19 protein-coding genes and 1 tRNA gene are annotated in these 23,245 nt (G+C 63.5%); 5 read left to right on the plus strand and 15 right to left on the minus strand.

Annotated features, from left to right (window positions below; all coding sequences use genetic code 11):
- The first annotated feature begins 56 nt into the window (after positions 1–56).
- Entirely contained in the window at positions 57–938 is an 882-nt protein-coding gene (locus tag BM173_RS12290; protein WP_090482782.1) for a diacylglycerol/lipid kinase family protein, read from the plus strand.
- Positions 939–942: 4 nt separating this feature from the next.
- On the opposite strand, the gene purC is transcribed toward BM173_RS12290, so the two are convergent.
- The gene (purC, locus tag BM173_RS12295) at positions 943–1,749 is read right to left on the minus strand and encodes a phosphoribosylaminoimidazolesuccinocarboxamide synthase (RefSeq protein ID WP_090482785.1); all 807 of its coding nucleotides are present in this window, start codon (positions 1,747–1,749) and stop codon (positions 943–945) included.
- A 181-nt stretch (positions 1,750–1,930) separates the two neighbouring features.
- On the opposite strand from purC, the gene BM173_RS12300 reads away from it, so the two are divergent.
- Entirely contained in the window at positions 1,931–2,827 is an 897-nt protein-coding gene (locus tag BM173_RS12300) for a phosphoenolpyruvate carboxykinase (ATP) (RefSeq protein ID WP_090482213.1), read from the plus strand.
- Positions 2,828–2,832: 5 nt separating this feature from the next.
- Here BM173_RS12300 and BM173_RS12305 read toward each other — a convergent pair.
- From BM173_RS12305 to infA, 5 genes are all read right to left on the minus strand, one after another.
- Positions 2,833–2,907, minus strand: a tRNA-Phe gene (locus BM173_RS12305).
- A gap of 92 nt (positions 2,908–2,999) precedes the next feature.
- Positions 3,000–3,188 (minus strand): DNA gyrase inhibitor YacG, encoded by a 189-nt coding sequence (gene yacG, locus BM173_RS12310; protein WP_090482216.1) that lies wholly within the window; start codon positions 3,186–3,188, stop codon positions 3,000–3,002.
- Positions 3,181–4,131: a ribonuclease E/G family protein gene (locus BM173_RS12315; RefSeq protein ID WP_090482219.1), complete on the minus strand. Its 951-nt coding sequence runs from the start codon at positions 4,129–4,131 to the stop codon at positions 3,181–3,183. Before BM173_RS12315 ends, yacG begins: the two co-directional genes overlap by 8 nt.
- Complete coding sequence (locus tag BM173_RS12320; RefSeq protein WP_090482222.1) at positions 4,124–4,699, minus strand: Maf family protein; 576 nt, start codon at positions 4,697–4,699, stop codon at positions 4,124–4,126. The genes BM173_RS12315 and BM173_RS12320 overlap by 8 nt, the downstream gene beginning before the upstream one ends.
- A gap of 6 nt (positions 4,700–4,705) precedes the next feature.
- Positions 4,706–4,951: a translation initiation factor IF-1 gene (infA, locus tag BM173_RS12325; protein WP_007163491.1), complete on the minus strand. Its 246-nt coding sequence runs from the start codon at positions 4,949–4,951 to the stop codon at positions 4,706–4,708.
- A 259-nt stretch (positions 4,952–5,210) separates the two neighbouring features.
- Between infA and BM173_RS12330 the strand changes: the two genes are divergently transcribed.
- A complete protein-coding gene (locus BM173_RS12330; RefSeq protein ID WP_177201899.1) occupies positions 5,211–7,898 on the plus strand; it encodes a TonB-dependent receptor in 2,688 nt (895 codons plus the stop codon).
- Between the two features lie 13 nt (positions 7,899–7,911).
- On the opposite strand, the gene BM173_RS12335 is transcribed toward BM173_RS12330, so the two are convergent.
- The 4 genes from BM173_RS12335 to BM173_RS12350 all read right to left on the minus strand — a co-directional run bounded on the left by BM173_RS12335 (position 7,912) and on the right by BM173_RS12350 (position 12,897).
- Positions 7,912–8,700 carry an esterase/lipase family protein gene (locus BM173_RS12335; protein ID WP_245755884.1) on the minus strand — a complete coding sequence of 263 codons (789 nt, stop codon included), beginning with the start codon at positions 8,698–8,700 and terminating at the stop codon, positions 7,912–7,914.
- Positions 8,697–10,307: a WS/DGAT/MGAT family O-acyltransferase gene (locus BM173_RS12340; RefSeq protein ID WP_090482228.1), complete on the minus strand. Its 1,611-nt coding sequence runs from the start codon at positions 10,305–10,307 to the stop codon at positions 8,697–8,699. Before BM173_RS12340 ends, BM173_RS12335 begins: the two co-directional genes overlap by 4 nt.
- A gap of 120 nt (positions 10,308–10,427) precedes the next feature.
- A complete protein-coding gene (locus BM173_RS12345; protein WP_090482231.1) occupies positions 10,428–11,615 on the minus strand; it encodes a BaiN/RdsA family NAD(P)/FAD-dependent oxidoreductase in 1,188 nt (395 codons plus the stop codon).
- 7 nt (positions 11,616–11,622) lie between these two features.
- Entirely contained in the window at positions 11,623–12,897 is a 1,275-nt protein-coding gene (locus tag BM173_RS12350; protein ID WP_090482234.1) for an APC family permease, read from the minus strand.
- Positions 12,898–12,974: 77 nt separating this feature from the next.
- On the opposite strand from BM173_RS12350, the gene uvrC reads away from it, so the two are divergent.
- Together uvrC and BM173_RS12360 are read left to right on the plus strand one after the other, a co-directional pair.
- Entirely contained in the window at positions 12,975–14,942 is a 1,968-nt protein-coding gene (uvrC, locus tag BM173_RS12355) for an excinuclease ABC subunit UvrC (protein ID WP_177201900.1), read from the plus strand.
- Between the two features lie 161 nt (positions 14,943–15,103).
- Positions 15,104–15,922, plus strand: a complete 819-nt coding sequence (locus BM173_RS12360; RefSeq protein ID WP_090482238.1) for a universal stress protein — start codon at positions 15,104–15,106, stop codon at positions 15,920–15,922.
- A gap of 25 nt (positions 15,923–15,947) precedes the next feature.
- Here the strand turns inward: BM173_RS12360 and BM173_RS12365 are convergent, their stop codons facing one another.
- The 5 genes from BM173_RS12365 to BM173_RS12385 form a co-directional block, all read right to left on the minus strand.
- Entirely contained in the window at positions 15,948–17,747 is a 1,800-nt protein-coding gene (locus BM173_RS12365; protein WP_090482241.1) for a DEAD/DEAH box helicase, read from the minus strand.
- 201 nt (positions 17,748–17,948) lie between these two features.
- On the minus strand, positions 17,949–18,878 hold the full coding sequence (locus BM173_RS12370) for an acyl-CoA thioesterase (RefSeq protein WP_090482244.1): 930 nt from the start codon (positions 18,876–18,878) through the stop codon (positions 17,949–17,951).
- Between the two features lie 31 nt (positions 18,879–18,909).
- Positions 18,910–19,752, minus strand: coding sequence for a transcriptional regulator (locus BM173_RS12375; RefSeq protein ID WP_090482246.1), 843 nt, complete (start codon positions 19,750–19,752; stop codon positions 18,910–18,912).
- Positions 19,749–20,909 carry a GNAT family N-acetyltransferase gene (locus tag BM173_RS12380; RefSeq protein ID WP_090482249.1) on the minus strand — a complete coding sequence of 387 codons (1,161 nt, stop codon included), beginning with the start codon at positions 20,907–20,909 and terminating at the stop codon, positions 19,749–19,751. The genes BM173_RS12375 and BM173_RS12380 overlap by 4 nt, the downstream gene beginning before the upstream one ends.
- Before the next feature lie 151 nt (positions 20,910–21,060).
- Entirely contained in the window at positions 21,061–23,217 is a 2,157-nt protein-coding gene (locus BM173_RS12385; protein ID WP_090482253.1) for a sodium-translocating pyrophosphatase, read from the minus strand.
- Positions 23,218–23,245: the final 28 nt, after the last annotated feature.

Consider the following 23,245-nt stretch of genomic DNA (forward strand, 5'->3'; position numbering starts at 1 on the left):
GACCTTCCGGCCCTTTTTCGTGGCGCAGGATCGTGCAGATGCCTAAATGCGATCCGATGGCTGCGCTCGATCTCGTCTACAACCCCGTTTCGGGCAGTTTCAGCCAGTCGCATCTCGACGCTCTCGTCGGCGCGCTGGAGGGGCAAGGCTTCGTCGTGACGCCCATGCCGACCACGGCAGAAGGTGCGCAGTTGTCAGGTTCGGCCGATCTGGTTTGCGTGCACGGCGGTGACGGCACTTTGCGCGATACAGTTCAGGCTTTGGCGGAAAGGGCAGGGGAGACGCCGCTGTGCGTCGCGCCTTCGGGAACGATCAATCTTGTCGCGCGGGAACTGGGCTATGCGCGCAAGCCTGCGGCCTTCGCTGCCGACTTGCGTGCTGCATGGGAGCGGGGCCGGGATACATGGGTGCAATCGCCCCTGTACCGTTTGGGCGAGATGCCGATCGTGTCGTGCCTGTCCATCGGCCCGGACAGTCATGCTGTGGCGCGCGTCGACGGCAAGCTGAAGCAGCGGATCGGTCGCTATGCCTATGTCGTTGCGCTGGCGCAGCAGATGCGCGACTGGCCGCGCGATACGATGACCATTCGCGGTGAGTTGGCGAATGGTCAGCCGTTCGAATACGAAGCGGAAGCCGCCATCGTAAGCCACGCGGCGCTTTATGCCGGTCCGTTCCAGGTCAGCCCGGAGGCGGCGCTGGCAGCAGACTCGGTCGAGCTGATTACGCTCAAACGCTCCACCCGCATGGGCACGATTGCGCTCAGCCTTGCGGTGATGCTGCGCCTGCCGGTGGCGAAGCTTGGCATTGCCGAGATCCGTTCGTGCCGCAGGATCGAATTCGATCGCTGCGTAACGCCGGTACAGGTCGACGGCGACCACATGCCCGACTGCGCCTACGCAATCGGGCCGAGCGGCATAACGCTGAGCTACGTGGTCTGAGCGACTATTTCTTGGCCGGCTTTGCCGGCGTGCGCAGACGGCCGCGATGGGCGTTCATGTCGAGCACTTCGCCAGGGCCATTGTCTTCATTCTGCAGCAGGCCGAGACGACGCGCGACTTCCTGATAGGCTTCGCTTTCACCGCCAAGGTCGCGGCGGAACCGGTCCTTGTCGAGCTTTTCGCCGGTGTTGATATCCCACAGGCGGCACCCGTCGGGGCTGATTTCATCGGCCAGGATCACACGACTGAAATCGCCGTCCCAGATGCGGCCGAATTCCAACTTGAAGTCGACGAGGCGGATGTCGATGGCGCTGAACATGCCGCTCAGGAAATCGTTGATGCGGATCGCCATGCTCGACATGTCCTGCATCTCTTCGTGGCTGCACCAGTTGAAGCAGGCGATTTCCTCTTCCGAAACCTTGGGATCGCCAAGGCCGTCATCCTTGTAGCAATATTCGATCAGCGTGTGCGGCAGCACCTCGCCTTCCTCGATGCCGAGGCGCTTGGACAGCGATCCCGCAGCCACATTGCGCACGACGACTTCGAGGGGGATGATCTCGACCTGGCGGACCAGCTGTTCGCGCATATTGAGGCGGCGAATGAAGTGCGTCGGAATGCCGATATGCGAAAGGCGCGTGAAGACATATTCGCTGATGCGATTGTTGATCACGCCCTTGCCGTTGATGGTGCCCTTCTTCTCTGCGTTGAAGGCGGTCGCGTCATCCTTGAAGTACTGGATGATCGTGCCGGGTTCGGGACCTTCGTAAAGGATCTTGGCCTTGCCTTCGTAGATCTGGCGGCGACGTGACATGGGCGGATTTTCCTTCGCGCTCAAAAAACTGCCGCCCCGGCAGTGCGATCGGCGTTGGTCCGATTGCCCCGGGGCGTCGAGCCTGCGCCTTTACCGCGAATGGAAGGGGGACGCAATCATACCCCGCTCTGGATGACCAAAGGCTTGCGGCATCGTCCTGTGAGAGGCAGCAAGGCAACCCATGGCGGCGCCTCGACACTACTTCCACTCCGGACTCGCGGTTGCGTCCGACCTGGCGCTGCCCGAATGGCAGGATTTTGCAGGTGGCGAGGGTGGCGACGTGAGGATCATCCTCTCCGACGCCTCCATGCCCGGGTGCAGCGAGGCGGACGGAACAATCATCGAAGGCGATGTGATCCGATTCGCTATCGACGGCACCGGGGTTTGGGAAATCGCGGGCGGACACACGATCCGCATTTATCCTGACGCCCATGCCCAAGAGTTCGAATTGCGCCTGTTTACCCTCGGCAGCGCGTGGGGCGCACTGGGATACAAGCGCGGGTTGGCCATGTGGCATGGGAGCGTGGTCGAAAAGGACGGCCAAGCCATAATGTTCTGCGGCGGGGCAGGCTTGGGGAAGAGCACGACAGCGGCAGCGATGCTGGCGTGGGGCTGGGCGCTGGTATCTGATGACCTGAGCCGGATCGATGCGCAATCCGAAGGCACACGCGTCCATCCTGCGAGCGCGCGAATCAAGCTTTGGCGCAACGCGATTGAGGCTTTCGGCTGGGAAGAGCGCATCATCCAGCGCGATTACTTCCGCGACGACAAGTTCCATCTCAGCGCGCCGGATCATCATGGCGGGGCTACCCCACTGCCGCTTGCCGCGATATTCGTACTGGCCGAGGGCGATCGGATCGACATCGAGAGGCTGGACGGCCACCGGGCAATGCAAGCCGTGCTGGCCGGAACGGTCTATCGCCCGGAGATGCTCGAAGCACTGAATGGCTGGGTCAAGCAGGCGCATATGGCGGCGCAGATCGTTGCTCTCACACCGGTCTACACATTGCGAAGGCCGCGCGATCTCTCCGCACTGGGCGAGCTTGCCCAAACAGTGGAGGATCATCTGTCTGAGTGAGAAGGTGGTGCCCAGGGGCGGAGTCGAACCACCGACACGACGATTTTCAGTCGTCTGCTCTACCACTGAGCTACCCGGGCACACTGCTTCGGCAAAAGAGGCTTAAACCAGCCCCGTGAGCAATGAGAGCGCGCCTATGGCGAAGCTGGCGCGCCTTGGCAAGGGGGGAAATTCACTCTTCCTTGCCGCCGACCACTTCTGCGGCGATTTCTTCGGGCAAGGCGGGTCGTCCGGGCACGGCATACCCATCGCCGAACCATTTCGACAGGTCGCGGTCGCGGCAGCGCGAGGAACAGAAAGGCGCGTGTTCCTGCGTGCGCGGCTTCTTGCAGATCGGGCAGGGACGGTTCTTGCTAGTCATGGGCAACGATTTGGGCAGCGGCCCTCTCGATGGCAAGGCCCGGGTCGGTCTCTATCCTCACCCAGCGACCTGTGCGGCGCTCCAGCTCTGCAATCCATTCCGGCTTGAGCTTCGCCTTGAGGGCGGGATGGATGGTCAGAAGCGTGGTCCCAGCCCCTTCGACGCGCTCGGCCCTGCGGATCGCCATGCGGGCCACCATGCCGGTGCGGGAGGTGGCAAAGCGGTGCAGTAGCGAAGGCCCCTCCAACCGCGCGATCAGCTGGACGAAGCCGAAGCCGTTCATGGCGGTCCTTTCGTGCGGCCAGTCGTCCAATGCCTCGTCGAGGGCTGTGTCGATCGCCTTGCGATCCGCCTTGGCTTCCAGGGTCGGGAAATCGATCCCGATGGAACCGCCAAGATCGAACTGCCTCAAGGCGGCGGCGATCGCCGGGACCGCTCTCAAGGCAAGTTCGCGTGGTGGGAGGTCGCCATCGATGTCGATGAGCGTCATCGCCGGAGTGACGCAGAGCAATATCGAGCCGCCATCGAATTCGATCTGGCCGCTCGAAGCCGCTTCCCAGATTTCTTCCCAGCTTCCTGCGGGGAAGCGGTGAACGACCTTGGCGCTGGAGAACACGTCGGGTGCTGGGTTTTGCATCGCCTCGACCGGACGCGCTGCGGGCAGCTTGTAACGTCCTCGCTCGGTCATCGCGGCGCGGATGATGACGCAGGCTATCGTCGATCCCTCGCTCGCATCGCCCGGCAACTTGTCGAGAAGGATTTCGCGCCCGTCCTCGAGCAGTCCGGTGCCGCGTGTCCCGCGTTTAGTGGCAAGCTTGGCAGAGACGTGCTGGCCTGCATGAAGTTCGCCGTGCCAGCGGCATTTCGCTGCAATTACCGTATCGCCGTCGAGCAGGATCGCGCGCGTCTCGCCGATCCCTTCCTCGACCAGCCAATCAGGCAATTGCGAAGCCCGCCGCTTTCAGCAGCGCCCGTGTCTCGTAGAGCGGCAGCCCGACTACGCCCGAGTGGCTACCCTGGATGCGCGAGATCAGCCCCTCGGCAAAGCCCTGGATGGCATAGCCCCCGGCCTTGCCGTCCCATTCGCCGCTGGCGATATAGGCGTCGATCTCTTCTGCGGAGAGGCGCTTGAACATCACGATCGTTTCGCTGAGCCGTTCGCGCAGCGCGCCGTCGGGTGCGCGCAAGGCGATCGCCGACAGGACGCGGTGGCGGCGGCCCGACAACAGCGCCAGGCATTCCCGCGCCGTTGCCTCGTCCTCCGCCTTGGGCAGGATCCGGCGACCGGCTGCAACCACAGTGTCCCCGGCCAGCACGAAGCCTGCGTCCGAAGCGGCAGCCTCGGCCTTCTCACGGGCCATGCGCTTGGCATAGTCGCGCGGGAACTCGCCCTTGGCGGGCGTTTCGTCGATATCGGCAGGGGCGATGGCATCGGGCGTCAGGCCGAGCCGCGCGATCAGTTCGCGGCGGCGCGGGCTGGCGGATGCTAGTATGAGAGTGGGCTTGCCCACGACGGCTTATTGCGGGCCGGGGCCGCCACGTCCGGGCATGAAGCGGTAGGTGATGCGCGCCTTGGTCAGATCGTAAGGCGTCAGTTCGCACAGCACCTCGTCGCCCACCAGCACGCGAATGCGGTTCTTGCGCATCTTGCCTGCCGTGTGGCCGAGCACCTCATGGCCGTTCTCGAGCTCGACGCGGAACATAGCATTGGGCAGCAGCTCCACAACGCGCCCGCGCATTTCGAGAAGTTCTTCCTTGGCCATTCGTATCCTTAGTCAAAAATGCAGTTCATCGGTTTGTGTCGCGCGCCCATAGCGGCAGGCGGGATAAAAGGGAAGCTTTAGGCATTAAGCGTTCAAGACGTAGTCACGCGACAAACCGATACACAGTGGCTGTTTGATCGACATTGCGAGCGCTCTATGCCCCGGAAGGGATTTGGGCGGAATGACCAGACAGGATTAGTCTTTGATAAATTTACGTTCCCGCCAATCCGCGAGTGTGCTTGCGCTTGTCCTGGCCGGCATGCCGGTAATCGCTGCAGCAGACGAGCAGGAGCCGCAATCTCTGCCCGATCCCGATGAGATCGAGGCAAGCGTGCCTCCGGCCGCGAATGATACCATCGTCGTGGAGGGCACCCGCCTCCGGGGCCAGCTCTTCGTCGAGGAGAAACCGATTGCAGAGTTCGACGAGGCGGACATCGCCTCGTTCGGCGCGAGTTCGATCGCCGACGTAATCGCCGCCATCGAACCTGCTACCGGTAGCGGCGCTCGCGGCGGACGTGGAGGCGGCCGTCCCGTCTTCCTCATCAACGGTATCCGCGTGTCGAGCTGGCGCGAATTCCGCAGCTATCCGCCCGAAGCGATCCGCAAGGTCGAGGTCTTCCCGGAGGAGACCGCACAGCGGTTCGGCTATTCACCGGACCAGCGGGTCGTGAACATCCTCCTCAAACCCGACTTCCGCAGCGTGACCGCCGAAGTCGAATACGAGGGGCCCGAAAGCGGCGGCTTCACGCGCAACGAGCAGGAACTCACCTTTCTGCGGATCGGCGAGAAGGGGCGCTTCAACATCAATGTCGACATTGAGGATTCCAGCCTGCTCACCGAGGCGGAACGGGGTCTGACTGTCGCAAACGGTGCGCCGGGCGAAGCCGCATTCCGCAGCCTGCGGCCGGATACGATGAGCGCCGAGGGCACGATCAACTATGCGCGGGCTTTCCAGGAATCCGGCCTGTCGCTCAGCCTGAACGGAACGGTGAACCATTCGGAAAGCCGAAGCCTCTCTGGGCTGTCGAGCGACGGCATCGTGCCGCTCGAACGACGCAGCGATATTGATACGGTTTCGGTCGGCGGCACGGTTTCGCGGCCGCTGGGCGACTGGAACGCGGTCTTTACGAATAATTCGGTCTTCACGGACTCCCGCACCGAAATCGACAGTTTCGACGGCAGCGGTTTTGACGTGGCGAACAACCGCACCTGGCGGCTGGACAATGCTCTGACCCTGACTGGCTATCCGATCAGCCTGCCGGCAGGCGATGTGAGCGTGACGGTTGACTACGGGCTGGACTGGGTTCGTCTCGCGAGCGACGACACAAGGACCGATTTCGAAACCGAGCTTACGCGGCGCAGGTTCAACGGCGGGACGAATGTTTCCATCCCGATTTCGGAGCGCGGCGGTCACTGGGGTGCCATTGGCGGCGTGAGCCTCAATTTCAGCTCCGGGTTCGAGGATCTTTCGGATTTCGGAACCCTCGCGAACTGGAGTGCAGGCATCAATTGGAGGCCGACGGACACGCTCGGCTTCAGTGCCACGCGCATATGGCGCGAAGTCGCACCCGGTCTCGCCAGCCTTGGCGATCCGCGCATCGATGAGTTCAATGTCCCCGTGTTCGACTATGCGAGCGGCGAAACCGTGCTTGCGACGCTGATCACCGGCGGCAATCCCGACCTGGCCGAAGAAACGCAAGCCGACTGGAAATTCACCGGTAACTGGGAATTGCCGTTTTGGGAAAATGCCCGGTTCCAGGTCGATTACGGCATCAACCGTTCGCGCGATGTCACGGCTACGCCGGGCTTCAGCGCTGCTTTCGAAGAGGCGTTTCCCGATCGCGTCACGCGCGATCTGGCCGGTGACTTGCTCGCGATCGATCGTCGTCCTTTGACGCTATACGAAACGCGCAGCAGGATCGTGTCTTTCGGCCTCAACGCGCGTGGCCAGATCGGCAAGGCACCCGAACGGTCCGAGCGCGGCGAGCGCGGTCGAGGTGGTCCCCCGGCCGCTGCCGGACGCAGCGGGCGAAGCGGTGGCGGTTTCGATCCGGCAAGGATGGAGACCATGCGCGAGACCTTCTGCAAGACGCCCGAAGGCGAGATGCCTGACCTGTCCGGCGTCCCGGAGATGTTCCGTTCACGGCTGCTCGACGAAAACGGCAATCCTGACCCGGAGAAGATCGCTGCTGCCCGCGCGCGGTTCTGCGGCGAGGATGCCGAGCGGCGTAGCGAAGAATTCGCTGCCATGCGCACGGCTATCTGCGCCGACCCGCCGCAGCTCGATGGTCTGCCGGAACAGGTGCTCGCCCGTCTGCGCGGGGAAAACGGCGAGATCGATCCCGAGAAAGTGAAGACGATGCGCGAGCGCATGTGCTCGGCCTCGGCCGACGGTGAAGGCCAGCAATCCGGAGAGCGCCGCGGCGGAGGTGGCTTCGGCCGGATGTTCGGTGGCAATTCGAACGACACCCGTCCGCGTTACTTCCTCAGCCTCAATCACAATATCGCGCTCGAAAACGAAGTATTACTGGCCGAGGGTGGTCCCTTGTTCGACCAGCTTGCGGGCGATGTCCTGCAGGGCGGCGCGATTTCGGAGCATACTTCGCGCTTGGAGGCAGGCCTGTTCTGGCAGGGCTACGGCCTGCGCCTGTCCGGCCGCTATACGGGCGAGGCGACGCTGCTGGGCGGCGACACCCCGGGATCGAGCGACCTATTCTTCGGCGATCTGGCCACGTTCGACATGCGTCTGTTCGCCAATCTCGGCGAAATCTTCAAGAAGGACGAAGGCTGGATGAAGGGCCTCCGGCTCGCTTTCGTGGTCGACAACGTGTTCGACGCCCAGCGCGAGGTGCTGGACGAAAACGGCGAAGTGCCGGATGCCTTTGCGCCCGAACGGATCGATCCGGTCGGACGCTATCTCGGCATCGATATCCGCAAGGCCTTCTAGGCTGCTGCAGGCCTCAGTGAAGCGAGCGTTGGGGGAAGACGATCCGTGCCCATAGGGGGGCGTTGAACGGCTTCCACCCGCCTTCCTTCTGGGCGAGGCGGTCGGCGATCGCATAGACGGCGGCCGGATTGACGCCGAGGCCGCAATGGCTGGCGAGCACTTCGATGTTCTCGCAATCCTCGCGGTCGCCTTCCTGCACCGAACCGCGCCAGTGGACGACACCGTCCGTACGCGTGAGAATGGAGGTGGTCGGTACCGGCGGCGCTTCGGCGAGCTTCTTGAAGTTGTCGCCCTTCATCACCTCAGGCTCCTTGCCGTTGAGGTATTCGAACAGGCGCCGGGCATTGGTGTGGTTGCGATCATCGGAGATCGGGCTGCCGAGGCTGATGACCTGACGGACCTTCTCTGGCGCCAACTTGGCCAGTTCGCGCGCGAACACGCCGCCAAGGCTCCACCCGACGATGCTGATCGGGCGGCCGGTACGCTCGTAGACTTCATCCACACATCCCAGCATCGCCTCGATGCGGGCCTGGTCCACCTTGATATTGCGCCCAAGGTTCCAGCCGGCACAATCATATCCAAGGTCGCACAGCAGGCGGCGCAGCGGTCCGGTTGAATAGTCCGACGCCATGAAGCCTGGCAGCACCAATACGCCATGCCCGTCTCCGCGCGGAAGCAGGCTCATGAAGGGGCGCAGGGCATAAAAGCTGGCCAACTCTCCCATGGCGCGGCCAGGTTCGGCCAGCGCCAGGATGCGACTGGGAGGACGCGCGTCGACCCGTGCGGCGGTTGCTTGTGTCACGATTTGGTTGTTCCTTTCCCTTTCGGGGCAGCCTTTGAACGGCTGGCGACCCTTTTGGTGCCCTTCTTGGCGGGCGCCTTTCTCGTTGTCGTTGCGGCCTTCTTGGCCGGTGTCCGCCTCTTGGCGGCGGGCTTCTTTGTTGCAGGTTTCTTCGCCGAAGGCTTCTTCGCTGGAGCGGCCTCTGCACCACCCTTGGCGGCATCGCGCAGCTCTTCGTAGGAATCGCGGATACACTGCACGTAGAATTCCGGATCGGGCATCATTTCGCGGTCGGCAGTGAAAGCGATTGTCGCTTCATCGGTATAGGACTGCACGACATGGCCGAGGCCGAGACCATCGGTAAGGCAAAGCAGCCCCATCATGCTCTGCATTTTCGCGCCGGCGGAATAAATCGGGATGGGCGGTCCGGGGACATTGGTCACGACTGTCGTGAAGATCGGCCCCACACCGCGATTGGCGAGGCTGAGGCGGCTGTAAAGCTGCGCGCCGAGGGCCATGAACAGCGCCGGGCTCGCCTTGCTCATCTCCGTCATGTTCCGCGCGCCCAGCGCATCGGTCATGGCCTTGGAATTCTTCGTGCGATTGTGGACCCACTCGAGGCGCTCGATCGGATCTGCGATGTGGGTGCCGAGCGGCGCAATCATGGCCGCGACCTGGTTGCCCATCGTGTCTTTTTCGCTCGACGAGCGGACCGAGATAGGCGCCATCGCGGTGAGCGTTTTCTTGGGCAGTTCGCCCTTGTCGTCGAGGTAACGCCGCATCGCCCCGCCGATGATGGCAAGGAAGACGTCGTTGACCTTGGCGCCTTCGGCGGCGGTCCGGATCGACTTGATCTCCGCCAGCGGGACGCTGACCCCTTCGACGACGCGGTGGGGAGAGATCTTCTTGTTGAACCGCGTCTTGGGGGCGATCATCTCGCTCGAGACATCGAAATCCTTCGCAGCCAGTCCCTTCAACGCCTTGGCGAGGCCGGGTGCAGCCTTGGCGGCAACTTCCAATTGCTTGAGCGGATTGGTGATGGCGTTGAAATAGCTCTTGCCCAGCAGTTCAACCGGGTTGGGGACCTTCTCAGGCTTCCAGTTGTCCGGCGTTTCGGGCGGTGGCTGGTCGGGGCGCAGCGTGTGCGTCGCCTCCATCAGGTCGATCCCGCTCATGCCATCGATTGCGGCGTGATGGACCTTGGTGATGTAGGCATAGCTGCCCTTCTTCACGCCCTCGACGCCATCGAGCCCTTCGACGACCGTAATTTCCCACGGCGGGCGGCTGAGGTCGAGCGGGCGGGCGAAAACGCGGGCTGCCTGGATGCACAGCTGGCGCCAATCGCCCGGCGCGGGCAGGGCGACGTGCCGCACATGGTATTCCAGGTCGAAATCGGGATCCTCTATCCAGTAGGGATAGTCGAGATCGAAGGGCACGCGAACGAGGCGTTGCCGCATGGTCGTGGAGAGTTGCAGCCGGCTTTCGATGAAGCCGAGAATGTCCTTGAAGCGTACGAAACCCCCGGGCGCGGTACTGGGATCGTAGATGAGGATGGAGCCGATATGCATCGGCGAATTGCGCGTCTCGAGCGCGACGAAACTCGCGTCCATGCCCTGCAGTTGCTGCATATGTTCCTTTCCAGCCGCCGCAGCACACGAAAGCGCTCGGCAACTCTCCCCTGCACGGCCGGCTTTTGCCGGTCCGAAAGAAGGAATCTAGCAGCATTGTGCAGCGCGTCAAATCGCGCGTTACAGCGCTTCCCCGGCGGCAACGCCGCTGGCCCAGGCCCACTGGAAATTATACCCGCCGAGCCAACCGGTTACGTCGACCGCTTCACCGATTGCGTAAAGTCCGGGGACGTTTTTCGCCTCCATCGTTTTCGACGACAGTTCATTGGTCGATATGCCCCCGACGGTCACTTCGGCCTTGGCGAAACCTTCCGTGCCATTGGGGCGGAATTCCCAGCGCTTGAGCCGTTCATTCGCAATGCGCAGCGCCTTGTCGGATGCATTGCCGAGATCGCTTTGCACCCCCAGCTTTTCCGATAGAATGTCGGCCAGCCGATCCGGCAGTTCATCGCGCAGGACGCTGCGCATCGTTGCCTGAGGCGTTTCGCGCTTGCGTTCGAGTAGCCAGTCGGCATCGCGCCCAGGCAGGAAGTCGATCAGAACCGGATCGCCGGGTTTCCAATAGGAGGAGGCCTGAAGGATCGCGGGGCCTGACAGGCCGCGATGCGTAAAGAGGGCAGCTTCCGGAAAACTTGCCTTTCCGGCGCGCGCCACGACCGGGGCGGAGACGCCCGAGATTTCGCGGAAAAGCACCCCTTCGCCGCCTAGCGTCAGCGGCACGAGGGCAGGGCGGGGCTCGACGATCTTCAGGCCGAACTTGCGGGCCAAGTCATAGGCAAAGCCGCTCGCGCCCATCTTGGGGATCGACGGCCCGCCGGTCGCGAGCACAATAGTGGCGCCATGATGGGTCCCGCTGTTCGTGACGACCCTGAAGCCATCCTCCTGATCGACCGTCTGCACGTCCTCATTGCAGCGAACGATCACTTCGCCGCCGAATTCAGAGGCCTTTTCGCATTCTGCCAGCAGCATCGCCACGATCTGCTTTGCCGAGCCGTCGCAGAACAGCTGGCCAAGCGTCTTTTCGTGCCATGCGATGTCGTAGCTTTCGACCAGTTCGAGGAAATCGCCAGCCGTGTAACGGGCCAGCGCGCTCTTGGCGAAATGCGGATTGGCGGAGAGGTAATTGGCCGGACCAGCGCCGATATTGGTGAAGTTGCACCGGCCCCCGCCGGAAATCAGGATTTTCTTGCCCGGCCTGTCCGCCTTTTCGAGCACCAGCACGCGTCTGCCCCGCTGGCCTGCGCGTGCGGCGCACATGAGACCTGCGGCCCCCGCGCCGAGGATTATGGCATCGTAGCTGTCCGACATGTCGGCCTTACGCCTGCTCTGTCGGCTTCTGGCGCGCCGCCACGAAATAGAGGACCGTGCCGACGACGACGAGTACGCCGAACATCGTCCACGCCTGCTGGTCCGCATGGCTGGCTATCCAGACCGAAGCGGCGAAAGCGAGCACAGCAACCACGAAATGAAGCGGATTTATCCGGCCCTCGCGATGCTCGATCATCGGCAAGGCTGCTGCCGTAATCACATAAGTCAGGAGGCGGGATAGCGTGCTTGCCGCTGCGAGCGCGAGGAAGCCGCCCCACACGGCGAACAGGGCCGATGCGACACCGTAGAACAGGATCGAGTTTGCAGGTGTCAGGAAACGCGGGCTGACACGCTCGAACCATTGGGGCAACATTCCCTGTTCAGCCATGCCGTACGCCATGCGCGGCACCACGATCAGCCCGCCGAGGCTGTTGGCGGCGATCGAGAAACCTGCGCCCACTACGATGACGAGCGCGCCCCATTGGCCCAGCGCCACTTCCGCCGCCCCTGCGAGCGCGTTTTCATTGGCGCCTTCTTCGGGACCGATGGTGAGATAGGCCCAGATGACCAGAGCATAGAGGATGGTGACACCGGCCAGGACCGTGACGAGTACGCGCGGAATATCCTTTTTCGGGTCGCGCACCTCGCCTGCCGGGACGGTCACGCCCTCGAAGCCAATGAAGGCGTAAAACAGCAGCAGAACGACGGATTCGACCTGGCTGAATTCGGGCAGGACCACAGTTTGGTGCGTGAAGGCGCCGAAGATCGCTACACCGATGATAAGTATCAGTGGCGTCAGCTTCAGCGCCGTCAGCAAACCCAGCGTATTGACCGAACTGCGCATGCTCAAAAGCGTGACGCCAGTCAGCGCGAGGATCGTGATTACCACGGTGGTAGTTGCTGCAGTGCTATTCTCCAGCCACGGGAATACAGCCGCGAAATAGGCGATCATGACATGGGTATTCGCGGCCATTGCGACCGCTCCCGATGCATAGCGACCCCACCCGGCCTGGAAGCCTGCAAAGCTGCCGAATGCGGCCTTGCCATAAAGCACCGGCCCACCGCTCCCGTCGAAACGTGCGGCAAGCCATGCGAAGGTCAGTGCCAGCGGCAAGAACATGATCCCGCCGATCACCATCAACCACGGTGCGAAGCTGCCGACGGCCGCTACCAGTACGGCGGGCAGGGCGAATATTCCCGACCCGATCATTCCGTTGATCTGGAACAGCGAAGTGCCCCAGAAGCCGACTGTGCGCGGCGGCGCTATCTTGTTCCCGTCCATGCCGACAATCCGTGCCCTCTGTGGCCTTTGTGCGCAAGCGATTGAGTATGGTGCGTCCACCGCCTATCTCCACCCTCATGTCGCGTAGCAAGGCCGGTTCCCCCAACGATCCCAGAGGCAAGGAGCGTTTCCACGAGGAACGCGCCACCAAGACCGTGGCGAGTGCGCAGCCGGACCTGGAAGCGGGGATCACTGCCATTCGCGAGACGGTGAAGACGCTCAAGCCCCGGCCGGGCGTCTACCGGATGCTCGATACGCGCGGAGATGTGCTCTACGTCGGCAAGGCCCGCAGCCTGAAGGCCCGCGTCGCCAACTACACCCAGATCAACGGCCTTTCGAACCGCATCGTGCGCATGATCAGCCAATGCCGCGCGATGGAGATCGTGGTCACCAATTCGGAAGCAGAGGCGCTGCTGCTCGAAGCGCAGCTGATCAAGCGGTACCGTCCGCCGTTCAACGTGCTGCTGCGCGACGACAAGAGCTTTCCGTTCATTCTCCTGCGGGCCGACCATGCCTTCCCGCGCATCCAGAAACATCGCGGCGCGCGGCGGGCAAAGGGCAATTACTACGGGCCCTTCGCCAGTGCAGGCTCGGTCAACAAGACGCTGAATGCACTCCAGAAACTGTTCCTGTTGAGGAGCTGCACCGACAGCTTCTTCAACAATCGCGACCGGCCCTGCCTGCTCTACCAGATCAAGCGATGCAGCGCGCCATGCGTCGGCCGCATCGACGAGCAAGGCTATGCCAGCCTCGTGGATGAGGCGAAGGATTTCCTGTCCGGCAAATCCTCCGCCGTGCAGGCGAATATCGAAAAGCAGATGGCCAAGGCCGCCGAAGATCTCGACTTCGAGACCGCGGCGATCCTGCGCGACCGGCTGCGGGCGGCGACGTTCATCCAGGGCTCGCAGGCGATCAACGCCAGCGGCGTCGGGGATGCCGATGTCTTCGCGCTGGCGAAGAAGGGCGGGCAGATCGGCGTGCAGGCCTTCTTCATTCGCGGAGGGCAAAACTGGGGGCACCGCGCGTTCTTCCCGCGCAATACGGGCGATCTGGAGGAGGCACAGGTTCTGGCCGACGTGCTGCTCCAGTTCTACGAGGAAGTCCCGCCGCCCAAGACTATCCTGACCGATCGCGAACTGGCCGAGCAGGAGCTTATCGCCGAAGCTCTGGCGGAGAAGGCAGGCCATGCCGTCGCCATCTCGATCCCGCAGCGCGGCGACCGGCGCAAGCTCATGCAGCAGGCCCAGCGCAACGCGACCGAGGCGCTCGAACGGCGCCTGGCCGAAAGCGGCACCAAGGCGCGTATCCTGCGCGAACTGGCGGAATTCCTCGAATTGGAAGAGGTGCCGCAGCGCATTGAGATATACGACAACAGCCATATCCAGGGCGACAAGGCTCTGGGTGCGATGGTCGTCGCCGGGCCCGAAGGCTTCGAAAAGGGCCAGTATCGCAAATTCAACATCAAGACGGCCAAGACCAATGACGATTTCGGCATGATGCGCGAAGTCATGCAGCGCCGTTTCCGCAAGCTGGCCGAGAGCGAACGCGACGACGGGGCATCGCAGACGGGCAAGGGGCATGAGGCAATCTGGCCCGATTTGCTGCTGATCGATGGTGGCAAGGGCCAGGTGTCGAGCGTGATGGCCGTCTTGGAAGACCTCGGGATAGCCGAAGACGTGCCGGTGATCGGTATCGCCAAGGGGCCGCATCATGGCCGCGAAGGGCGCGAAGTGTTCCACTTCCCCGACGGGCGCGAGAAGACGCTGCCGGTCAATTCGCAGGTGCTGTTCCACCTCCAGAACCTGCGCGACGAAGTGCACCGCTATGCCATCGGCGCCCACCGCGCCAAGCGCAGTCGCGCGATCACCGCATCGCCGCTGGACGAGATCCCCGGTATCGGCCCTGCGCGCAAACGCGCGCTGCTGCTTCATTTCGGCACCGCGGGGAAGGTGAGGGCCGCTGCGCTGGAGGACCTCATGCGTGCGCCCGGCATCAGCGAAGGCGTCGCACAGCAGATCTACGACTTCTACCACGCAGGCGGTTGAGGCATCCGATTGGACGGCCGCCACACTCTCCTGTATCTTTTGGGGCGACGGCTCAAATTTGAGCCAGATCAATGAACGGCATCGCCAGAGCGCTATCCTGACTGCATCGATTCCGGAAAATAGCCTCGGCTGCCGGACCAACGCCAAGTGGGAGATCCGCCATGAAATCCATCCTGTTCAACGCATTCGCCGACAAGGGCCATCCGCAGCGCCTCGACCTTGCGCTCGATCTGGCGCGGGCTTTCGACGGCCACCTCTCGGTGCTGAACGCCGTCCCTTACGAAGCCGCAGGCACGATCGATCCCTATGGCGCGGCGTTCGCGGCCATGGTGCCGATCTGGCGCGAGGAGGCGGCGAAGCTGAAGGCCGACACGGAAAAGGACCTCGCCAATGAAGGCGTGGCCTGGGACTGGATCGATTGCGCGGGACCGGTGTCGCTCTCGCTGATCCGCCACTCGACGCTGGCCGACCTCATCGTGATTGGTGAAAAGGAACCACGCAGCGGCGGCAAGTCGCCATCATTCACGGCCGGTGAAGTGGCGCTGGGCGCAGATTGCCCGGTGCTGGTCCTGCCTGACGAGTGCAAGCGGCTCGATTTCGACAAGACTGCCGTCGTCGCCTGGGATGGGTCGTCGGAATCCTCCCACGCCTTGCGCGCAGCGGTGCCCCTGCTGGCGAAGATGAAGGCGGTCTATCTCGTCACGGTCGGTGAAGGGAAGAAAACCGACAAGGATTTCGACCTGCCCGCCATTCGCGGGGCCGACTACCTATCCCGCCACGGGATCGGCTGCGAGATCGTGCAGGTCGCGGCAGACGACAAGGGGGTCGCCCACGCGATCCAGTCTGCGGCCGACACGCGTGATGCGGGACTGATCGTGATGGGCTGCTACGGACGCCTGCGCCTCGCCGAACGGCTGTTCGGAGGCGTTACGCGCGCCATGCTAACGGACGTAAAGGTGCCTCTCCTCCTCAAGCACTGAGCCGGAGAAGACCACGCACGCCGGGTCAGCCCTGCGAGGGCTTGCCCGGCTTGCGCTTGCCCGCGAACTTCTTGCCGGCCCCCGGACCCTTCTTGAAGGGTTTGCCCGGCTTCTTTCCGCCGGGGCCCTTGCCAAAAGGCTTCGGACGCACGCGCGCACCGCCAGGGCCACCGGGACCGCCACGATCGCGACGGTTCTGGCGGGCTTCGATACGGGGACCATCGGGCGCTTCCTCGATCAGGATTGCGTCCTGCTCGTCTTCCGAACCCGCCGTGCGAGCAACGGCATCGGCGAATTTTCCGGCCAAGTTGCTGGGGATCTGGAACCAGGTTTCGAACTGGCCGACGCGGATCGCACCGATCTCGTTGCGCGTGATGTGACCACGGCGGCAGAGCAGCGGCAGTATCCAGCGCGGTTCGGCGTTCTGGCGGCGCCCGACGCCGATCTTGAACCAGACCACGTCCTCGAAACCGGGACGGTGGCGGTCGGCCTTGGCCTTCTCGCGTGCTTCGGGCGTGTTGGCGACTAGCTCTTCAGGTTCGGGAAGGCGCGCGCGGTGGGTGTTCACCAAGGCCGCAGCGATGTCTTCGGGCGGCATGCGTGACAGCAGGTCGGCCGCCATCTCGCGATCTTCGTCGCTGAACTCGCGCGGCTCGGTCAGGCGCTCCATCAGGCGCGTGCGATCCTTCTTGCGGATCTGTTCGGGCGAGGGTGCGTCCATCCATTCCGCAGCGATCTGTGCGCCGCGCAGCATGCCTTCGACCCGACGACGACGATTGTAGGGCACGATGATCGCCGCCGTACCCTTCTTGCCCGCACGGCCGGTGCGGCCCGAACGGTGCTGCAGGGTTTCCGCATCGCGCGGGATTTCGACGTGGATGACGAGGCTGAGCGTCGGCAAATCGATGCCGCGCGCAGCAACGTCCGTGGCAACGCAGACACGCACGCGCTTGTCGCGCAGTGCCTGTAGGGCCTGGTTGCGTTCCGACTGCGAATGCTCGCCCGAAAGCGCAACGGCTGCAAAGCCGCGCTCCTGCAGTGTCGCATGGAAGCGGCGGACATTGTCGCGCGTGGCGCAGAACAGGATCGCGGTTTCCGCTTCGTGGAAGCGCAGCAGGTTGACGACGGCGTTTTCGATTTCGGCGGGCGAGACGGTGATCGCCTGGTAGCTGATGTCGCCATGTCCACGGTCTTCGCCGCGCAGCGAGAGGCGCAGGGCGTCCTGCTGGTAACGCTCCGCCAGTCGCACGATCGGGCGCGGCATGGTGGCCGAGAACAACAGGGTCCGGCGCGTTTCGGGCGATGCGTCGAGGATTTCCTCCAGATCGTCGCGGAAGCCCATGTCAAGCATCTCGTCCGCTTCGTCGAGCACCACGCCGATCAGGCCCGAAAGGTCGAGCGCACCGCGTTCGAGGTGGTCGCGCAGGCGTCCCGGTGTGCCGACGACGATGGCGGGGCCTGCACGCAGCGCGCGCCGTTCCTTGCTGGCGTCCATACCGCCCACGCAAGTCGCGATGCGGAGGCCAGCCTTCGCGTAGAGCCAGCCAAGCTCGCGGCTCACCTGCAAGGCGAGTTCGCGGGTCGGCGCGACCACCAGGGCAAGCGGCTTTTCGACCAGCGGCAGATTGCCGGTTTCTTCGAGCAGGGCGTCGGCCAGCGCCAGGCCGAAAGCGACCGTTTTGCCGGACCCGGTCTGGGCCGACACGATCAGGTCGCGTCCCTTGGCGTCGTCAGCGATCGTGGCGGACTGGACTGGGGTAAGGTCGGTATAGCCGCGCTCGGTCAGCGCTTCGCCGATCATCGGCGGGAGGGTTTCGAAAGACATAGGGCTCACGGGCATTGGCGCATCGACACATGCGACGCGCGGGGAAACAGGAATCCGGCTGCTCGCGGTCCGTAAAGGCACGTGCGCGAGAGGGAGAGCGCGGCGGAAATCGAATAGCCGTCGGCGCGTTCAGGCGGCCCTATAGCGGGATTCGACCCGTTTGGCTTGTTTTATTTTGCACCTGCGAAATGATGCGCGAAATCACGCCTCGTCCTTGCCCTTCGCACGCCTGATGACGCCTTCCTGGGCAACGCTGGCCACGAGCTCTCCGTCGCGGTTGAATATACGCCCGCGATTGAACCCCCGGCCGCCGCCGGACCACGGGCTGTCGGTTGCATAGAGCAGCCACTCGTCGGCGCGTGCCGGGCGATGGAACCAGATCGCATGGTCGAGGCTGGCGCCTTTCAATTCGCCGCGCGCCCAGGACAGGCCATGGGGCAGGGCGCTGGTGCCGAGCAGCGTGAAATCGCTGGCATAGGCGATCACGGCGCGGTGAAGGGCTGGGTTGTCCTCGATCGCCGGCAAGGGGGCGACAGTGCGGAACCAGCTATGCGCCGCAGGTGGCTTGGGCTCCGCATTCATCCAGTGCAGCTTGTCGGACGTGCGCATCTCGATCGGGCGCGGGCGCAGCATGAGAGCACGCTGCACGTCGGAGACGTTCTCCATCGCATCGAGGAATCGCTTCCTCAATTCGCTGTCGGGCAGAAGGTCTTCCGGCGGGGCGACGTCGGGCATGACGCTGTTGGCGTGCTCCAGCCCCTCTTCAGGGCGCTGGAAACTCGCCGTGAGGTTCAAGATCGCGCTCGGCTCATCGTCGCCGACCTGCTGGCGCGCGACGACGCGGCGATTGGCAAAGGAGCGGCCATCGAAATCGGCTGCGACCGAATAATCGATGTCGATGCCTTCCCGGCCGCCGCGCAGGAAATAGGCGTGGAGCGAGTGGGCTTCCATTCCATCCGGCGCGCTGGCCTGTGCTGCCTGAAGGGCCTGAGCTACGACCTGCCCGCCGAAAACCCGCCCGATGCCGCCGGGCTGCTGGCGCCCGGCGAAATGGCCATCGCCCTTGTCGGTAACGGTCAACAGCCGGATCAGTCCAGCAACGAGGTCTTCTGGGGTCTTGGTATCGGTCACGCAGCGGCTTTGCTTGGGAGTGTGCGCAGCGTCAAGCGCCCCCGGCTCCCAGTCGCCGCATTACCCGCCACGCAATCGATTTACCGCGATTGCCGTGGGGCCACCTGCCGGGCGCTTTCGGAGCGAAGCCGCGCTGGCGCAGCGAACCGTTGAAACAGCGCGCGGCAGCTTCGGCATAGCTCCATTCGCTACGCCAGGTGATGGAGAGCGATATCGAGCTGGCAGGGCCGTTCCGCACGAAATGCGGTGCCATCACGGGGACGTAGACCGCTCCCTGCGGGCCCAGTTCGAACGGGGTGCCACCCTTCGCGAGCGTATCGTCCCACGGCAATTCGCGTGGGCCGCCGAGGTGATAGCTCTCATGCACAGTATCGGGCGCGAACGCAGGATCGCCTGCGGGAAACTGGGTCATGATCTTGGTGCCGGTCAGCTGCAGCAGGATGTTGTGCTCGGGATCGAAGTGATAGGGGGTTACCGCGTTCGGACTGGATATGAAGACATAGCCTTGCGGGGTCAGCATCGGGCCCGTCCTGCTTTCGATGACGGGGCGAAGTTCCTCAAGCAGATCGACCAGCAGGTCATGATAGGCAGGAACCTGCTCGATATTCTTGAGCACCGCCCAGCTGTCACACTCCGCGATACGCCGGATCGTGTCTTCGATAGTCAGCCCGTTCGGCGCCGGCTTACCATCGACGCCTATCGGAAGGTCGCCGCGGTTGTATTCCACGCTATTGGCCGGAAGCTGCGAAGCGAGCCCTGCCAGTGCATCCAGCGTCAGGCGCGGTTCGTCTGCGAGGGAGTGGCCGAGCTTGTGCGGCACTTCGGGATAGGAACGTGCAAATACGTCCCTGCTTTCCTGTCCGAAAACGGTCATTGCCTGGCCTCCTGCCGCTTTTCCTCGATCCACGCCATCACAGCTCCGAGCGCCCTTCGCCAACCGTGGCCCACGGGGATCGTATAATAAGCGATCTTCCTGCGCTCGGACCAGATACGTTCGATCATGGAATGACCCGGCACCGCGCAACTGTCGCACCAGCGGATGTTCTCGTCTTCAAGCAGGGCGAGATTCTCGACCTGGATCTGGAGGCCGGGCGAATAGCGCGCAAAATCTTCGTCGAAGGTCGTTTTGAATGCGAAGGACCCCGGCGGTGTGAGGAAAGTCGCCAGCATGGCGATTGGCGCGCCGTCGCAGGTGAGCGTCAGGCGCTCCAGCCGCCCGAGAGCGGCTGCGCTTTCGAGCGCTTTCCGGAAGACTTCTCTCGTGCGCGGGTCGGCGGCAATGGCGGATCCGGCTTCGCCCTTCCAGCCGCGTTCCTCAAGGGCGAGGAATGCGTCGACCCAGTGGTCGATTCCTTCGGCGGAACGATGTCTCTCGACTTCGAGCGAACCGCTCTCCGACAAACGGTTTCGTTGCCTGCGCAATTCCTTGCGCGCCTTGGTCGTCATCGAACGAGCAAGATAGCGGTCAGGCGACTGGGTGCTCCCCAGCAGCGCACGTTCGGCGGCGTAGGCGGTGCGGATGGGCCTGTTCGCGCGATCACACACCTGTCGAAGGCTTCGTATGACAGGATCGTCCGGCGAGACCTGGCACAGGTGGAAGAAGAGCGAGCCTCCCGCTGCCGTGTCGAAATGGTCGAGACATTCTGTCCAGAACCTGGCCTCGTAGCCGGCAATGACCAGCGGCACTCCGCAGAACATGTTGGGGTGCAACCATGCGGAGAGGTGCGGGATCCGGCGCCCATGGTAAGCGCTCGATCGCTGCACCGGCATCAGACCGCAAAGCTGACCGTCATCTATGAGCAGGGCCAGCGCAATGTCCCCGTCCGGATCGAACGCTTCGAGCGACGGCAGGAGAAACCATCGTTCGTAGAATGGGTTGGGCGAGGCTGCGGATACGGCCAAAGTATCCCACGCGTCCTCTGGCAGAGCGGCAATCACTTCTTGCCACGGGATGCAATGAAAGCCGTCTGCCAGCAAGCACGGGCGCGGGGCCGCGACCGCCGTGTCCGGTTCCTTGCGTAGTTCCTGCATTTTCCCCGGTCCCGTCGCCGCGCGAAGTCCCGACCCTGCGGAAGAACCTAGCGTCGTCGCGGGGCGATGCAAACCACCCTGTTCGGGAAAGGAAAGGGGCGGCGACACCCGAAGATGCCGCCGCCCCGAAGTGCGTCGATGAGACCGAAGATCAGCCGGCCGCAAGCGCTGCGAGAAGCAGCAGTGCGACAATGTTGGTGATCTTGATCATCGGGTTCACGGCCGGGCCCGCGGTGTCCTTGTAAGGATCGCCCACGGTGTCGCCGGTCACGGCTGCCTTGTGGGCTTCCGAGCCCTTGCCGCCGTGGTTGCCGTCTTCGATGTACTTCTTGGCGTTATCCCATGCGCCGCCGCCGGCGGTCATGGAAAGCGCCACGAAGATACCGCCGATGATCACACCGAGGAGCAGGGCTCCGACGGCGGCAAAGGCGTTTTCCTGGCCCGCAAGGAACAGGATCGCGAAGTAGACCACGATCGGTGCCAGCAGGGGGAGCATCGAAGGCAGGATCATTTCCTTGATCGCAGCCTTGGTCACAAGGTCCACCGTACGGGCATAGTTGGGCTTGCTGGTGCCGGCCATGATGCCCTTGTCGTTGGCGAACTGTTCGCGCACGTCGACGACCACGTCACCGGCAGCGCGGCCCACGGCGGTCATGCCCATCGCACCGAACAGGTACGGCAGCAGCGCGCCGAGCAGCAGGCCGACGATGACGTACGGGTTCTCGAGGCTGAAATCGACGTCAGCATCCGGGAACAGCTTCGCCAGGTCGGTCGTGTAGGCGGCGAACAGCACCAGCGCGCCGAGGCCCGCCGAACCGATCGCATAGCCTTTGGTCACGGCCTTGGTCGTGTTGCCTACGGCGTCGAGCATGTCGGTCTTTTCACGAACGCTGTCGTCGAGACCGGCCATTTCCGCGATGCCGCCCGCATTGTCCGTTACCGGACCGTATGCGTCGAGCGCCACGACCATGCCCGCCAGCGCCAGCATTGCGGTGGCTGCATAGGCGATGCCCATGAGGCCAGCGAGCTGGAAGGTGGCGATGATGCCCGCAACGATCACGATCGTCGGAAGCGCGGTCGATTCAAGGCTGATGGCAAGACCCTGGATCACGTTGGTGCCGTGGCCCGTTTCCGAGCTCTTGGCGATCGAGCGGACCGGACGATAGTTCGTGCCGGTGTAATACTCGGTGATCCAGATGATGAGGCCGGTGATGGCAAGACCAATCAGCGAGCACCAGAACAGGTCCATCGCGGTAAAGCCGACCACCTGCTGCGCAGTGCCTTCTTCAGCCAGCGGAGCACCCGGGTCGATGCCAGCGACAGCACCGCCAATTTCCGTGCCCATGCCGCCCAGCGCGTAGCTGATGACGACGTAGATCAGCGGAATGGCGAGCACAGCCGAGACGATGAAGCCCTTGTACATCGCGCCCATCACGTTCGTGCCGCCCTTTGACAGCTTCACGAAATAGGTGCCGATGATGCTGGTGACGATACACGCGCCGCCGATCAGCAGCGGGAGCGCCATCATGGGCATCAGGAGATCGCCCAGCACTTCGCTGAAGAGCAGGGCGGTAAGGACCATGGTGACACCCACGGTGACGACATAGGTTTCGAACAGGTCGGCAGCCATGCCGGCGCAGTCGCCCACATTGTCGCCCACGTTGTCGGCGATGACGGCCGGGTTGCGCGGGTCGTCTTCGGGGATGCCTGCTTCGACCTTGCCGACGAGGTCGGCGCCGACGTCTGCGGCCTTGGTGAAGATACCACCGCCCAGACGCGCGAAGATCGAGATCAGCGAAGCGCCGAACGCGAGACCGACGAGGCCGTAGACCACTTCGTCGCTATCGGCAGCAAAGCCGCCCGGACCCACGAGGTACCAAAAGAACACCGCGATCGAGAGCAGGGCGAGGCCTGCCACGAGCATGCCGGTGATGGCGCCTGCGCGGAATGCGAGGGTGAGGCCCTGCTGCAGCCCGCTTTGCGCGGCAGCGGCAGTACGCACGTTGGCCCGCACCGAGATGTTCATCCCGATGAAGCCTGCAACGCCCGACAGGACGGCGCCAATCAGGAAGCCGACAGCCGGCCAGAGGCCGAGGAACACGAACACCAGCACGGCGACGACGACACCGACCATGGCGATGGTGGTGTACTGACGCTTCAGGTAGGCTTGTGCACCTTCTTGGATGGCGCCTGCGATTTCCTGCATTTTTTCATTGCCGGCGCCCGAGTTGAGCACCTGGCGGCTGGTGACGAAGCCGTACACGACGGCCAGCAGTCCCAGCACAATTGCTAAGAGAACTAAGTCCACGAAAATTTCCCCTCCCGTTTTTTGTTTA

The organism is Qipengyuania nanhaisediminis, assembly GCF_900115585.1.
Classification (GTDB): Bacteria; Pseudomonadota; Alphaproteobacteria; order Sphingomonadales; family Sphingomonadaceae; genus Qipengyuania; species Qipengyuania nanhaisediminis.

What these genes read in the sequence shown, in the direction of transcription:
- BM173_RS12290 (WP_090482782.1), top strand. Translation starts at nt 57, where the DNA reads ATGGCTGCGCTCGATCTCGTCTACAACCCCGTTTCGGGCAGTTTCAGC.
- purC (WP_090482785.1), bottom strand. Translation starts at nt 1,749, where the DNA reads ATGTCACGTCGCCGCCAGATCTACGAAGGCAAGGCCAAGATCCTTTAC.
- BM173_RS12300 (WP_090482213.1), top strand. Translation starts at nt 1,931, where the DNA reads ATGGCGGCGCCTCGACACTACTTCCACTCCGGACTCGCGGTTGCGTCC.
- yacG (WP_090482216.1), bottom strand. Translation starts at nt 3,188, where the DNA reads ATGACTAGCAAGAACCGTCCCTGCCCGATCTGCAAGAAGCCGCGCACG.
- infA (WP_007163491.1), bottom strand. Translation starts at nt 4,951, where the DNA reads ATGGCCAAGGAAGAACTTCTCGAAATGCGCGGGCGCGTTGTGGAGCTG.
- BM173_RS12330 (WP_177201899.1), top strand. Translation starts at nt 5,211, where the DNA reads ATGCCGGTAATCGCTGCAGCAGACGAGCAGGAGCCGCAATCTCTGCCC.
- BM173_RS12340 (WP_090482228.1), bottom strand. Translation starts at nt 10,307, where the DNA reads ATGCAGCAACTGCAGGGCATGGACGCGAGTTTCGTCGCGCTCGAGACG.
- BM173_RS12345 (WP_090482231.1), bottom strand. Translation starts at nt 11,615, where the DNA reads ATGTCGGACAGCTACGATGCCATAATCCTCGGCGCGGGGGCCGCAGGT.
- BM173_RS12350 (WP_090482234.1), bottom strand. Translation starts at nt 12,897, where the DNA reads ATGGACGGGAACAAGATAGCGCCGCCGCGCACAGTCGGCTTCTGGGGC.
- uvrC (WP_177201900.1), top strand. Translation starts at nt 12,975, where the DNA reads ATGTCGCGTAGCAAGGCCGGTTCCCCCAACGATCCCAGAGGCAAGGAG.
- BM173_RS12360 (WP_090482238.1), top strand. Translation starts at nt 15,104, where the DNA reads ATGAAATCCATCCTGTTCAACGCATTCGCCGACAAGGGCCATCCGCAG.
- BM173_RS12365 (WP_090482241.1), bottom strand. Translation starts at nt 17,747, where the DNA reads ATGTCTTTCGAAACCCTCCCGCCGATGATCGGCGAAGCGCTGACCGAG.
- BM173_RS12375 (WP_090482246.1), bottom strand. Translation starts at nt 19,752, where the DNA reads ATGACCGTTTTCGGACAGGAAAGCAGGGACGTATTTGCACGTTCCTAT.
- BM173_RS12380 (WP_090482249.1), bottom strand. Translation starts at nt 20,909, where the DNA reads ATGCAGGAACTACGCAAGGAACCGGACACGGCGGTCGCGGCCCCGCGC.